This is a genomic window from Pseudomonas sp. SST3 (genome assembly GCF_003325755.1).
This window is the reverse complement of the sequence record NZ_QORI02000008.1, coordinates 67,461-80,317: the sequence shown is the minus strand read 5'-3', so window position 1 is coordinate 80,317 and position 12,857 is coordinate 67,461. Positions and strand designations below refer to the sequence as shown.

Genomic DNA, 12,857 nt, shown 5'->3' with positions numbered 1-12,857 from the left:
TCGCCGGGCGCTCGATTCGCAAACGAACAATTCTTTAATCACGGACCAGACTGCGGCATGCTTCCCGGCATATCGATAACAAGGAAGCCTCCATGAGTCTGGCCCCACGACAGCAGAGCATTCTCGAGTTGGTGCGCGAACGCGGCTACGTCAGCATCGAAGAGCTGGCGCAACAGTTCACGGTGACCCCTCAGACCATCCGCCGAGACATCAATCAACTCGGCGAAGCCGGCCTGCTGCGCCGTTACCACGGTGGCGCCGCCCACGATTCCAGCGTACAGAACACCGCCTACACCCAGCGCGCCCGACAGATGCGCGACGAAAAGCGCCGCATCGCCGACGCCATGGCCGCGCACATTCCCGATCAGGCATCGCTGTTCATCAACATCGGCACCACCACCGAAGCCATCGCGCACGCCCTGCTCAATCACCGTGACCTCAAAGTCATCACCAACAACCTGCACGTGGCGAGCATTCTCAGCCCCAAGGAAGACTTCGACGTACTGATCGCCGGCGGCAACGTGCGCAGCGACGGCGGCGTCGTCGGCCAGGCCACGGCGGACTTCATCAGCCAGTTCAAGGTGGATTTCGCGCTGATCGGCATCAGCGGTATCGACGAAGACGGCACCTTGCTGGATTTCGACTATCAGGAAGTGCGCGTCTCCCAGGCCATCATCAGCAATGCGCGAAAGATCTTTCTCGCCGCGGATTCGAGCAAGTTCGGCCGCAGCGCCATGACCCGACTCGGCTCGCTGGAGCAGATCGACATGCTCTTCACCGAAGCCCAGCCGCCCGAAGCCTTCCTCGGCTTGCTGGCACAGCACAACGTGAAGCTGGAAGTCACTGGCTGAACCGCTTCAGTGACCGCTTGTTCGGGGCACGCACAGCCTGCCCAATACCCGCCTCGACCAGATTTGTTCGGTGGGTGAACTCAAGGGCTACCAGGGCTGCCGTGTTCTGGTGGGCTGAAGCCCACCCTACTTTTCGCTTACCCATCCAATCTCGTCGCACGCCGTAGGGTGGGCTTCAGCCCACCACATGCAGACTGCACCCTTTCTACCTACTGAAGCCCAACTTAGTTTCTGCCCGAACAGCCCTAGACAACCGCTCAGCACCAATAAGCAGTTCATATCAGTTCGTTTATTTTCTTTTGATATAAAAAATGAACATCACCTCTAGAGACACGTTCGCTTGTGCGCTAGGATGTTCATATTCGAAAATAAATGTTCGTTCTTGAGGAGAAATCCGTGACTGAGACCGTCTCCGAGCTCTACGACATCGCCGTCATCGGCGGAGGCATCAATGGTGTGGGTATTGCGGCGGATGCGGCTGGTCGCGGCCTTTCGGTGTTCCTGTGCGAACGTGATGACCTAGCCAGCCATACCTCCTCGGCCAGCAGCAAGTTGATTCACGGCGGCCTGCGCTATCTCGAACACTACGAGTTCCGACTGGTGCGCGAAGCCTTGGCCGAGCGCGAGGTGCTGCTCGCCAAGGCGCCACATATCGTCAAACCGATGCGTTTCGTGCTGCCCCATCGCCCGCATCTGCGCCCTGCCTGGATGATTCGCGCCGGCCTGTTCCTGTATGACAACCTCGGCAAGCGGAAAAAACTTCCGGCTTCGCGCAGCCTGCGCTTCGGTGACGACAGCCCGTTGAAGCCGGCGATCAAGCGCGGTTTCGAATACTCCGATTGCTGGGTCGACGACGCGCGATTGGTGGTGCTCAACGCCATGGCTGCCCGCGAGAAGGGCGCGCACATCCATACCCGCACCCAGTGCCTGGGTGCCAAACGCGCCGGCGGTATCTGGCACGTCGAGCTGCAGCACGAAGACGGCACCCGGTTTTCCCTGCGCGCCAAGGCGCTGGTTAACGCCGCCGGGCCCTGGGTCGCTCAGTTTATCGGTGAGAACCTGCAGCAGCGTTCCCCGTACGGCATCCGCCTGATTCAGGGCAGCCACATCATCGTGCCCAAGCTGTACGAAGGCGAGCAGGCCTTCATCATGCAGAACGAGGATCGGCGCATCGTCTTCGCTATCCCTTACCTGGGTCGCTACACCATGATCGGCACGACGGATCGCGAGTATCACGGCGACCCGGCGCAAGTCAGCATCAGCGACGAAGAGATCGTCTATCTGCTCGGCGTGGCCAACAGCCATTTCCGCCAGCAACTTGAGCCCAAGGACATCCTGCATACCTTCGCGGGTGTACGGCCACTGTGTGATGACGAGTCTGATAACCCCTCGGCAGTGACCCGCGACTACACCTTGTCCCTATCGGCCGAGCTGAAGCAGGCCCCTCTGCTTTCAGTGTTCGGTGGCAAGCTCACCACCTACCGCAAGCTGGCCGAGTCGGCGATGGCGCAGCTCGCGCCATTCTTCCCGAACATGGGCGAGCGCTGGACGGCGAACGCCAGCTTGCCCGGTGGCGAGGGGATGGATTCGCCGGACATGTTGACCGAAGAACTGCTGGCGAAGATCAAGGGCATCGATCTCACCCTGGCCCGGCGCTGGGCGAGCCTCTACGGCAGTCGTGTCTGGAGCATGCTCGGAGACGTCCGTTCCGTCGCCGAACTGGGTGAGCCGCTGGGTCAGGGCCTGCATGCTCTGGAGGTGGATTATCTTCGCCGCCAGGAGTGGGCGACCCGTACAGACGACATTCTCTGGCGCCGTACCAAGCTCGGTCTTTCCTTCACCGCCCAGGAAACCGCCCAGCTGCAGCAATACCTGGATGCACAACCTGCAGCAGTCAAGACAACCGACGTACACGCCGCCTGATCAGGTTGTGTGAAAGCTGCTGCGCTCAGTCATGCTGCGTTGAACACAGGCTTGGTTGCGAGCTCAGTCAAACTGCTTATTTACAGCGCCCGTAAACTGCGCTTTTTCGCCTGTTTTTGTCTTGCCTGAGCTTCGCTCGCGACGTTTTCTCACGGCCTGCGATGGCGGCGTTTCGGATCGCATCCGATTGCGGTAGGCTCAGCGACTTCTCAAGACGGAGTAACTCCCCATGGCCCGAGCCACTGCCCGCCACATCCTGGTTCCCACCGAAGAAAAGTGCAACGAACTGAAAGCTGCCATCGAAGGCGGCGCCGACTTCGCTCAGGTTGCCAAAGACAACTCCACCTGCCCGTCCAGCCGTCAAGGCGGCGATCTGGGTTCGTTCGGCCCGGGCCAGATGGTCAAGGAGTTCGACACTGTGGTGTTCAGCGCGCCGATCAACGTCGTGCAGGGTCCGGTGAAGACCCAGTTCGGCTACCACCTGCTGGAAGTGACCAGCCGCCAGGATTGATCCCGGCCCCCGCGCTACGGCGCGGGGATGCTCCTCCCCGCTTTACCCCCGCTTTTTTCCCCTTCAGAAGCCCGCCTCTCAGCTGAACGGTGCGTTTGCCAGCCAACCGCGCGACGGCTCCGTCCGCGTTCATCACCAGGCCCTCGATACGGACTGGTTGCTATGGTTTTGCACCAGCGCCACCACACGGATCAACTCAAGAAATCGTCGTGCGATGCGTTTTTACAGACGAACGCGCTACAACGACTATCGTCAAAGTAAACCCGCCGTCATTGCACCTTTTTTCGAGGAGCGACGTGATGTTCCATGTAACGCGTATAGGCGACAACCGTATCGACGTGGATTTTTCCGGCAAGCTCGACAGCAGCGAAATGCGCTTCGCACTCGATGAGCTGATGAGAAAATCCGAAGGCATCAGCCATGGGCAGATGCTCTTTCACGTCGGAGATTTCGACATGCCCACGCTCGGCGCGGTCGGCGTCGAGCTGTCACGCGTACCGCAAATGTTTCGCTTCATGCGGCGCTTCGATCGATGTGCCGTAGTGTCGGCCAAGGAGTGGGTGAGAAAAGCCAGTGAGATCGAAGGTGCATTCATCCCCGGCCTGACGGTCAAGGCCTTCGACCAGCACCAGACCACCGAGGCGCATAATTGGCTGGAAAGTCTGGCGTAACCCTGGCCTAACGCGGTGTACCGAATACCTGTGTCCAGTAAACGGTGGCTGCGCTCTGAGGGTTGGTCGCGTAGGCGGCGCCCATCTCGGTAAAGTCAGGGTTCATGATGTTCTTGCAATGGCCTGGACTGACGAGCCAGCCAGATACCGCCTGCTCAGCCGACCCTTGGCCGGCGGCGATGTTTTCACCGATACGCTGCCAGCTGTAGCCCTGACGCCTGGCTCGGTCGCCAGCCTGGCTGCCGTCCCGGCCCTGGTGGCTGAAGTAATCCTTCTCGGCCATGTCCTGGCTGTGGGCGAGCGATGTTTCGCCCAATTGCTGATCCCAACTCAGCGGCGGCGCCGGCTCGAACGACTGATCGCCGCAACGACGTGGCTCGGCACGCGCCTGGTTGACCTCTTCGAGAATCGCTTTGCCCGCCTCTTGCCAGTCACCGAGGTCATCCGACAGCAGTGGCTTGGCCAGAATCACCTGCCAGGTATTGCCATCGCGCGAAACGCCCAGTTCGGCAAATTCCTCACTCAACAGCGCGCTGCAGTAACGTTGTTTGAACAGCCGCATCACACTGGCCGCATCGCCCGGCCCAGCTACCGCCATGGCTTGCAATTTGGCGGCCTGATAGCCCGACTCGCGTAGCGCCTGCTGCATCTGTGCGCCGGCGCCGGCAGGTATCGATGCCAACGCATCGACCGGTGCGAGCGGCCCGACCGGTTCTGCCTTTTCGCCCCCACAGCCCGCACCCGCAGCTCGAAAGTCGTTAATCAAACTCACCAGCTCATCCGCCTCTTCAGCGCTCGCTCCGCCGGCAAATGCGGCTGTCAGGAGCAGCGTCGAGCCGAACAAAAGGCATCGCAGTGGCGTTCTGGCGAGGGCGGTCGAATCGGCGAAGTTGGGTAATAGCATGCAGCACCCGTCTGGTTGATTTCGCGGAGGCAAGACCGGCGTCGTATGACGCCAGCTGTATTCATGCTGACCGCGGCCAGGCGCGACCGATCCCGAACGATGGGCACGCGGGGCGGCATATCTGAACGATCACCGCCCGCCCCAGTCGGATTTAAGGTACCCACTGCAACAGGAGTCATCCTCATGCTGAAGTTTCTGGGCAGCACAATTGGCATTATTTTCCTGATCGGTCTGCTGGTGGTGATCGGCCTGTTCATGTTGGTGTTCTGACACCGCTCCAGCCGCGCAACGCACGACCATGCCAATCATGGTCAGCCGCTGCGTCGGAACGATGAAAAGCGTTATCGACAGGCCGCCGAGGTTTTTTGGCGGCCTGTTTGTATGAGCCGTCGATCAGCCACTCGGGATCGTAGCCCTCCCATGCACAAGCCTATAACCGTTTCGCAGCCCTCTCGCATCATGTGGATGGTCCTGCTGATGCTCGTTTGCCAGGCGCTGACATCACCCTCATCAATAGCGCAGGAAAGCGTCGCCACGGTGCGTCTCGACGGCCGTACGCTTTTTCGCATCGGCGCTGATGCCGAGCTGGAAGCCCGACCTCGGGCGCGGCAGGTCGAGAAGCAGCTGACTGCCGTGCTGGAGACGCCCCAGGGCATCACCCGCGCGCGGATCGAGAAGGCCGGCGAAGACGGTGAGAATCGCCAGATCAGCGTCGCCGGCCGCCCGCTAGTGGAAGTCACGCCGATGGATGCAGAAGCCAATGGCGAGACGATCGAAACCCTGGCGCGGCAATGGGCGGCGCTGATCGACAGTGCGCTGGAAACAGCGGTGGAGCGCCGCGACTCGGAACGTGGGCGCTTCTTCACTTCGGTCCAGGCAAGCGTCGAGACGGCCTTCGCCCGCCTGCTCGAATCGGCGATCCAGACCATTCCGCGGATCCTCGCCGCGCTGCTGGTACTGCTGCTGTTCTGGGGGCTGGCGGTCGGCGTGCGAGCCCTGATGCGGTTGATCTTCAGTCGGCTGGGCGACGATCGAACCGTGGAAAATCTAGTCCGTCAGGTCAGCTACTACACGGTTTGGTTGATCGGCTTGATCGTGGCCGCGAGCGCCTTCGGCCTGGAACCCGCAACGCTCGCGACCGGCCTGGGCCTGACCAGCTTGGCGCTTGGCTTTGCCTTGAAGGACATTCTCTCCAACTTCGTAAGCGGGCTGCTGATACTGACGTTGCGACCCTTTGAACTGGGTGACCAGATCATCATCGGTGAAACCGAGGGCAGCGTGGAGCGCATCGAACTGCGGGCGACGCAGATTCGCACCTACGATGGCCGCCGCGTGCTGGTGCCGAACGCCGAAACCTTCACCTCCCGAGTGACCAACAATACCGCTGCACCGATCCGCCGCGGCAAGGTTGTCTGCACCCTCGGCTACGGCATCCACATCGACGCCACGAGCCAGGTCATGTGCCAGGCCGCGCAGGACACGCCCGGCGTGCTTGCTACGCCGCCCGCTTCGGTGCAGCTCAGCGAACTGGGCACGGCCGAGCTGGTGTTCGATGTGGAGTTCTGGTGCGATTCGCGGCGATCGGATTTCGTCGCTACTGCGTCAGAGGTGCGTAAGAGCCTGGTAGCAGCGCTGCGCGCGGCCAGGGTCAGGCTGCCTGACGAGGCGCGCCAGAACGTGGTGCTCCACACCCCGAAAGCCTGAGCCGGGCGTACTGCCTGGCAAATGATTGAACGCGCTCATTCGGTGGGCTAAAGCCCACCCCACGGAACTGACCGGCTGATGATCTGCAGCGCCGACACAAAGGTTTACCAAACCCCGATCCGTCGCCGGCATTCTCCGCGTGTATGTGTCGAGGCGCGCCAGCAGCGCAGCAGAGGCAAGCCGCCGGTCAGCGTCCGGCCGCGATCCGCAAGGGCCGACGGCCGCCAGCAGAAGTTTGCCGGAACCGCGTTCGCCCCACGGCGGTCGAGTATAAGTCCGCGCGGAATCGCGCAGCGAAGCCGTGCGAAAGCCCAACAAAGGCCAGACTGAATGAGGCAGTTACTGAGACACCCAGCGTTGATGGTGGCCACCGCGTTTCTGCTGGTTGCCTGCTCGGAAGACAAGAATGCCGACCAACCCACTCCCCCGCCGCCCGAGGTGGAGGTCATCACGGTCGATCCGCAGCCGATCGCAAATATCATCGAGCTGCCAGGACGCGTCCAGGCCGTACGCATGGCTGAAATTCGCGCTCGGGTCGACGGCATCATCCAGCAAAGGCTCTATGAGGAAGGCACCGACGTCGAAGTCGGCACGCCGTTGTTCCAGATCGACCCGCGAGAAATGCGCGCCAACCTCAAGGCCGCCAAGGCGGCATTGGAACGCGCCGAAGCCACCGCGCTGAATGCGGCGCAGGATGTCAGGCGCTACAAAGGTCTGGTCGCCAAGCAGGCGATCAGCCAGCAGGAATACGACACCGCGCTGGCCACGCTGCGCACGGCTAAAGCAGACGTGTCACAAGCCGAGGCCAACGTGCAATCAGCCGAACTCGACCTGGAATACACCACCGTCGAGTCGCCCATCGAAGGCCGTGCAGGGCGCGCCGAGGTCACCGAGGGCGCGCTGGTCAGCGGCAGCGAAGGCACCTTGTTGACGACCGTGGAGCAGTTCGCACCGGTCTACGTGAACTTTGCGCAATCGAGCTCAGACCTTCTGAAAATCCGCGCGCAGATCGCCTCCGGACACCTGAAGCTGCCGGACGACGGGCGTGTCGAGGTGAAACTGATTCTGGAGAACGGCAGCGAATACCCGCACCCGGGCTATGTCGATTTCTACGCCATGAGCATCGACCAGAACACCGGTACCGTGGCCGTGCGCGCCGAAGTTCCCAACCCTGACAGATTGCTGTTGCCCGGCCAGTTCGTACGCGCCCGGGTCAATGCCGGTACTCGCCCGAACGGCGTGCTGATTCCGCAGCGCGCGGTGATGGTCAACGACCAGGCGGCGCGAGTGCTGCTGGTCAACGGCGACGACAAGGTGACGCCACAGGAGATAGAGCCGGGCGAGCTACAAGGCAGCGACTGGATCATCCTAGACGGCCTGAAAGCCGGCGACGTGGTGATCGTCGAGGGCGGTAGCAACGTCCGTAGCGGCGCAACGGTACGAACCATAGCCTACGAGCGCAAGGAGCCGCCCGAACCGTCGTCGCCCTCCGGATCGGCCCAATGACTCCTGCCTTCTTCATTCGCCGCCCGGTCTTCGCCTGGGTCATCGCGCTGGGCATTCTGCTTGGCGGCCTGCTGGCCGTGCGCTCGCTGCCGATCGAGCAGTACCCGAGTATCGCGCCGCCGAGCCTGCGTATCAGCGTCACCTACCCCGGCGCGGACGCGTCGGTGCTGGAAACCAACGTCACCCAGGTGATCGAGCAGGAGCTCAACGGTGTAGAAGGCTTCCTCTACATGGACTCATCGAGTCGCTCCAACGGCAGCGCTTCCATCGAACTGACGTTCGAGGCCGGGACCGATATCGACGTCGCCCAGATGGAGGTTCAGAACCGCCTGAGCCGTGTCGAGCAGCGCCTGCCCGAGGAGGTTCGCCGCCAGGGTATTCAAGTGTTCCAGGCGTCACAGGACTTTCTGCTGATCATTTCGCTGTTTTCCGAGAACGGCACGATGAGCACGCTGGAACTGGGCCATTTCGCCACAACACGCGTGCTCGACGAGCTGCGTCGGGTTCAGGGTGTGGGCGACATTCGCGAGTTCTACACCGCCTACGCCATGCGCATCTGGCTCAATCCAGACCGCCTGGCAAGCTTTGGCCTGTCGGCCACCGACGTACTGGCGGCAGTACAGGAGCAGAACAGCCAATCCGCAGGCGGCGCGCTGGGTGATCTGCCGCTGGCCGAGAACATCGAGATCAACGCACCGCTGGAAACCCGCGATCGCTTCAGCACACCGGAGGAGTTCGCGGCAATCATCTTGCGTGCCGGCCCGGATGGTTCGGCCATACGGCTGCGCGACGTTGCCCGGGTCGAACTGGGCGCACAGAACTATACCTTTCGCAGTGAGCTCAACGGTCAACCAGCCGCGGGCCTTGCCGTACAGCTTTCGCCCGGCGCCAACGCGCTGGATACCGCCGCCGCCGTCAAACAGCGGATGCGCGAGCTGGCCGAAGGCTTTCCCGAGGACGTCGCCTGGAGCGTGCCGTTCGACTCGACGCCGTTCATTTCTTCATCGATCCAACAGGTCGTGGTGACCTTGTTGCAGGCAATGGCATTGGTGGTGCTGGTGATGTTGCTGTTCCTGCAGAACTGGCGCACCACGTTGATCCCCACCATTGTCATTCCCATCACACTGGCGGGTACCTGCCTCGGGCTGTGGATTGCCGGCTTCTCGATCAACCTGCTGAGCCTGTTCGGCATGGTGCTGGCGATCGGCACCCTGGTGGACGATGCCATCGTGGTGGTGGAGAACGTCAAACGGATCATGGACGAAGAACAGCTGCCGCCGTATCAGGCCACGGTCAAAGCCATGGAGCAGGTGACGGCGCCAATCATCGGTACGACGCTGGCGCTGATCGCGGTGTTCGTGCCGCTGGCGTTCTTTCCCGGTTCGACCGGCGGAATCTATCGCCAATTCGCAGCGACCCTGTCGATTGCCGTAGCCACTTCGACGGTACTGGCGCTCGTGCTCACGCCCGCTCTTTGCGCTGCGTTGCTCAAACCGAGGCCGCAAGAACAGAAGCCCGGTTTGAGTCAGCGTGTTTTCACGCCCTTCAACCGCTGGATGGAGCGCACCACTGATCGCTATCACCACGCTGTTGGCGGCATGCTCGCGCGACCGCTCTGGTTCCTGCTGGCGTTCGCCGGACTGCTGGCGCTGACGGCGTTTCTCTATTTGCGCATGCCCAGCGCCTTTCTCCCGGACGAAGACCAGGGCTCGCTCATGACGGTGATCCAGGCGCCCCCTGGCGCCACGGTCAAGCGCACCGAGGAAGCCATCGAGCAGGTCAAGGAGTTCTATGCCGATCATCCGCTGGTGGAAGATGCCATCACGGTTTACGGCTTCAGTTTCTTCGGCCAGGGACAGGCGCATGCAATGTCCTTCGTGAGGTTAATTCCCTGGGAGCAGCGCCCCGGAGACGACGGCTCGGCCCAGGCGCTGGTACGCGAGGCCATGGGACGTTTCTCGCAGATCAAGGAAGCGCGTGTGTTCGCCCTGAACCCGCCGTCGATTCCCGGCCTGGGCGTGGCTGGCGGTTTCACCTTCAAGCTCGAAGACCGCAGCGGTCGGGGCTACCAGGCGCTGCTCGATGCCCGCAACCAATTGCTGGCCAAGGCAGGTCAGAGCCCAGTGTTGCAGAGCGTGCGCCCCGAAGGCGCTGACGATGCGCCGCGCCTGCGGGTCGATATCGACCGCATCAAGGCGCGCGCACTGGGGCTCTCTATCAACGAGATCAATGCGACCCTCGCTATGGCTTTCGGCAGCGCCTACGCCAACGACTTCAACCGTGACGGACGGGTGCTGCAGGTGTTGCTTCAGGCCGATGCGCCCTATCGCATGACCCCGCAAGACGTACTGGACCTTAAGGTGATCAACGATCAGGGCGAGAGCGTGCCCTTCGGCGCTTTCACCACGGTGAACTGGACCGAAGGCCCGACCCAGCTGCAGCGCTACAACGGTTACCCGGCGCTGACACTCTCCGGTAGCGCCGCGCCAGGTTCGTCCACGGGTGAGGCAATGACCGAGATGGAGCGGTTGGCGACCGAGCTGCCAGGAGGCTTCAGCTACGAGTGGACCGGCGCCTCGCTGGAGGAGCAGCAGGCCTCCGGACAGGTCGGTTTGTTGCTGGGCCTGTCTCTGCTGGTAGTGCTGATGGTCCTCGCGGCGCTGTATGAAAGCTGGACGGTGCCCATCGCCGTGCTGCTGGTGGTGCCCTTCGGGGCGCTCGGCGCGGTGCTGTTCGCCATGATGCGCGACTTGTCGGCCGATGTGTATTTCAACGTCGGACTGGTCACGATCATTGGCCTGTCGGCGAAGAACGCGATCCTCATTGTCGAGTTCGCCATCGAGGAGGAAGGGCATGGGAAAAGTCTCACGGATGCGGTGATGAACGCGGTGCGTTTGCGCTTCCGACCTATCCTGATGACCTCATTAACCTTCATCCTCGGGATGCTGCCGCTGGTGCTGTCGACCGGTGCGGGCGCGGCCGGTCGAATCGCGGTCGGCACCGGGGTCATGGGTGGGATGATCGTCGCCACCGTGCTAGGGCTGTTCTACATCCCGCTGTTCTATCTCTCGGTGCGCCGCTGGCTGACCAAGCGCCGCCCGCCGACCGCCGAAGACAAGGCGCGCCCGGCCGATGCTCGAGAGGAGTCGAACAATGCATGACGGGCCGTTCAAAAACGCGGTCTTGCCAACGCGGGTCGTTTTCCAACGGCCTGTTCGGGTCGCGCCCCTGTTCATAGCCGCACTGCTTGCTGGTTGTCAGCTCGCCCCGCCACATGAACAACCACCCTCGCCCAGCGCAGCGCAGTATCCGGCCGAGTACCAACCGATGCACGGCGAAGCGAAGGCCAACGAAATTGCCTGGCGGGAATTTCTCAACGATCAGCGCCTGCACACCTACATGGATGCAGCATTGCGGCGCAACCGGGACCTGCAGATCGCCGTGGCGCGTATCGAAGAAGCCCGTGGGCAGTTCGGTGTGCAGGGCGCCGATCGTTACCCCACCCTGGCCACCAACGCCGACGCCAGCCGCGGCCGCTTCCCAACTGGCGGTACGGGTGCGGCCGGCACCGGCTCTTCTGGCAGCGGCTCGGCACCGGGCGGAACGAGCGGCCTCTCTACCGGCTCCAGCAGTCAAGTGACAGAGCGGTTCTCGGTGGGGCTCGGCATTACTGCGTTCGAGCTCGATTTCTGGGGTCGGGTGCGCAATCTCACCGAAGCCGCCCGCGCGCAATACCTGTCCACCATCGAGGCGCAGCGCGCCTTTCAGCTGTCCTTGATTGCCGACGTGGCCTCGACTTACCTGGCTATACGCGGCGCCGACGCGCGCATTGATCTTGCCGAGGCAACCTTGCAGAGCCGCCGCGATGGGTTACGCATCGCGCAGGTGCGCTTCGATGCCGGCATCACCTCGGCACTGGACCTGAATCAGGCGCAGGCGTTACTGACGCAGGCCAAAACCGAGCTGTCGAGCCTGCGCCTGCTGCGGGCCGAGCAAATAAACTATCTCACCCAGCTGGTAGGCGGCCCGCTGCAACAGCCTGTGCCAGGGCCGTTACCGCTAAGCGAACAGGTTGACCCGATGACATTGGACGCGGGGCTGCCCTCCGAACTGTTGCTGGTGCGCCCGGATATCATCGGCGCCGAGCGGTCCTTGCGCGCCGCGCGTGCCAATATTGGCGTGGCGCGCGCGGCGTTCTTTCCGCAGATTTCGCTGACCGGCAGCTTCGGTTACGTCTCCAATGAACTCGACAACTTGATCAGCCGGGACAACCGCACCTGGAGCATCGGACCTTCGATCAGCCTGCCGCTGTTCGATTTCGGCCGCAACCGCGGCAACCTGACGGTCGCCGAAGCGCGCGAGAACATTGCCGTCGCCGAATATGAACGCGCCATCGAAACCGCCTTTCGTGAAGTCGCCGACGCGCTTGCAGGGCGGCGCTATCTTGCTGAGCAGGTGGTCGCGCAAGAGGAGAATGTCGCCACGCTGAGGCGCATCGCCGATCTGGCGCGTGAGCGCTATGCCGAGGGGGCCGTGAATTACCTGCAGGTGCTCGATGCCGAACGCAATCTGTTCGATGCCGAACAGGCATTCATCGAGGTCAAACGCGCGCAGGTGCAGAATCTGGTCGCGCTCTATGTCTCTCTTGGTGGAGGTACATCGACCCAACCGCTTGCGGCTTCCGCCGGCCGGCAGACAGACGGCTGCGCCGATGCTTCTCTTCCGACATGCGGAGCTGAATGACCCGAACGCCGCGAAGGTCCAACGAAGACCTACATCATCCGAGG

General features: G+C 62.4%; 10 protein-coding genes. 9 read left to right on the top strand and 1 reads right to left on the bottom strand.

Annotation, left to right across the window (positions count from 1 at the left end):
* The first annotated feature begins 92 nt into the window (after positions 1–92).
* The 4 genes from DQ405_RS10150 to DQ405_RS10135 all read left to right on the top strand — a co-directional run bounded on the left by DQ405_RS10150 (position 93) and on the right by DQ405_RS10135 (position 3,956).
* Positions 93–851 carry a DeoR/GlpR family transcriptional regulator gene (locus DQ405_RS10150; protein ID WP_168424112.1) on the top strand — a complete coding sequence of 253 codons (759 nt, stop codon included), beginning with the start codon at positions 93–95 and terminating at the stop codon, positions 849–851.
* Positions 852–1,223: 372 nt separating this feature from the next.
* Positions 1,224–2,774: a glycerol-3-phosphate dehydrogenase gene (gene glpD / locus DQ405_RS10145; RefSeq protein WP_168424111.1), complete on the top strand. Its 1,551-nt coding sequence runs from the start codon at positions 1,224–1,226 to the stop codon at positions 2,772–2,774.
* A gap of 229 nt (positions 2,775–3,003) precedes the next feature.
* Positions 3,004–3,285 carry a peptidylprolyl isomerase gene (locus DQ405_RS10140; protein ID WP_025242533.1) on the top strand — a complete coding sequence of 94 codons (282 nt, stop codon included), beginning with the start codon at positions 3,004–3,006 and terminating at the stop codon, positions 3,283–3,285.
* 299 nt (positions 3,286–3,584) lie between these two features.
* Complete coding sequence (locus tag DQ405_RS10135; protein WP_168424110.1) at positions 3,585–3,956, top strand: STAS/SEC14 domain-containing protein; 372 nt, start codon at positions 3,585–3,587, stop codon at positions 3,954–3,956.
* A 7-nt stretch (positions 3,957–3,963) separates the two neighbouring features.
* On the opposite strand, the gene DQ405_RS10130 is transcribed toward DQ405_RS10135, so the two are convergent.
* A complete protein-coding gene (locus DQ405_RS10130) occupies positions 3,964–4,728 on the bottom strand; it encodes a CAP domain-containing protein (RefSeq protein WP_342030409.1) in 765 nt (254 codons plus the stop codon).
* Positions 4,729–4,905: 177 nt separating this feature from the next.
* Between DQ405_RS10130 and DQ405_RS10125 the strand changes: the two genes are divergently transcribed.
* The 5 genes from DQ405_RS10125 (at position 4,906) to DQ405_RS10105 (ending at position 12,813) form a co-directional block, all read left to right on the top strand.
* Positions 4,906–5,130, top strand: coding sequence for a hypothetical protein (locus tag DQ405_RS10125; RefSeq protein ID WP_168424108.1), 225 nt, complete (start codon positions 4,906–4,908; stop codon positions 5,128–5,130).
* Between the two features lie 150 nt (positions 5,131–5,280).
* Positions 5,281–6,564: a mechanosensitive ion channel family protein gene (locus tag DQ405_RS10120; RefSeq protein ID WP_168424107.1), complete on the top strand. Its 1,284-nt coding sequence runs from the start codon at positions 5,281–5,283 to the stop codon at positions 6,562–6,564.
* Between the two features lie 330 nt (positions 6,565–6,894).
* On the top strand, positions 6,895–8,070 hold the full coding sequence (locus DQ405_RS10115) for an efflux RND transporter periplasmic adaptor subunit (protein ID WP_168424106.1): 1,176 nt from the start codon (positions 6,895–6,897) through the stop codon (positions 8,068–8,070).
* On the top strand, positions 8,067–11,231 hold the full coding sequence (locus DQ405_RS10110) for a multidrug efflux RND transporter permease subunit (RefSeq protein ID WP_168424105.1): 3,165 nt from the start codon (positions 8,067–8,069) through the stop codon (positions 11,229–11,231). The genes DQ405_RS10115 and DQ405_RS10110 overlap by 4 nt, the downstream gene beginning before the upstream one ends.
* Positions 11,224–12,813, top strand: coding sequence for an efflux transporter outer membrane subunit (locus DQ405_RS10105; RefSeq protein ID WP_168424104.1), 1,590 nt, complete (start codon positions 11,224–11,226; stop codon positions 12,811–12,813). Before DQ405_RS10110 ends, DQ405_RS10105 begins: the two co-directional genes overlap by 8 nt.
* Positions 12,814–12,857 lie beyond the last annotated feature (44 nt).

What these genes read in the sequence shown, in the direction of transcription:
- DQ405_RS10150 (WP_168424112.1), top strand. Translation starts at nt 93, where the DNA reads ATGAGTCTGGCCCCACGACAGCAGAGCATTCTCGAGTTGGTGCGCGAA.
- glpD (WP_168424111.1), top strand. Translation starts at nt 1,224, where the DNA reads ATGTTCGTTCTTGAGGAGAAATCCGTGACTGAGACCGTCTCCGAGCTC.
- DQ405_RS10140 (WP_025242533.1), top strand. Translation starts at nt 3,004, where the DNA reads ATGGCCCGAGCCACTGCCCGCCACATCCTGGTTCCCACCGAAGAAAAG.
- DQ405_RS10135 (WP_168424110.1), top strand. Translation starts at nt 3,585, where the DNA reads ATGTTCCATGTAACGCGTATAGGCGACAACCGTATCGACGTGGATTTT.
- DQ405_RS10125 (WP_168424108.1), top strand. Translation starts at nt 4,906, where the DNA reads ATGACGCCAGCTGTATTCATGCTGACCGCGGCCAGGCGCGACCGATCC.
- DQ405_RS10120 (WP_168424107.1), top strand. Translation starts at nt 5,281, where the DNA reads ATGCACAAGCCTATAACCGTTTCGCAGCCCTCTCGCATCATGTGGATG.
- DQ405_RS10115 (WP_168424106.1), top strand. Translation starts at nt 6,895, where the DNA reads ATGAGGCAGTTACTGAGACACCCAGCGTTGATGGTGGCCACCGCGTTT.
- DQ405_RS10110 (WP_168424105.1), top strand. Translation starts at nt 8,067, where the DNA reads ATGACTCCTGCCTTCTTCATTCGCCGCCCGGTCTTCGCCTGGGTCATC.
- DQ405_RS10105 (WP_168424104.1), top strand. Translation starts at nt 11,224, where the DNA reads ATGCATGACGGGCCGTTCAAAAACGCGGTCTTGCCAACGCGGGTCGTT.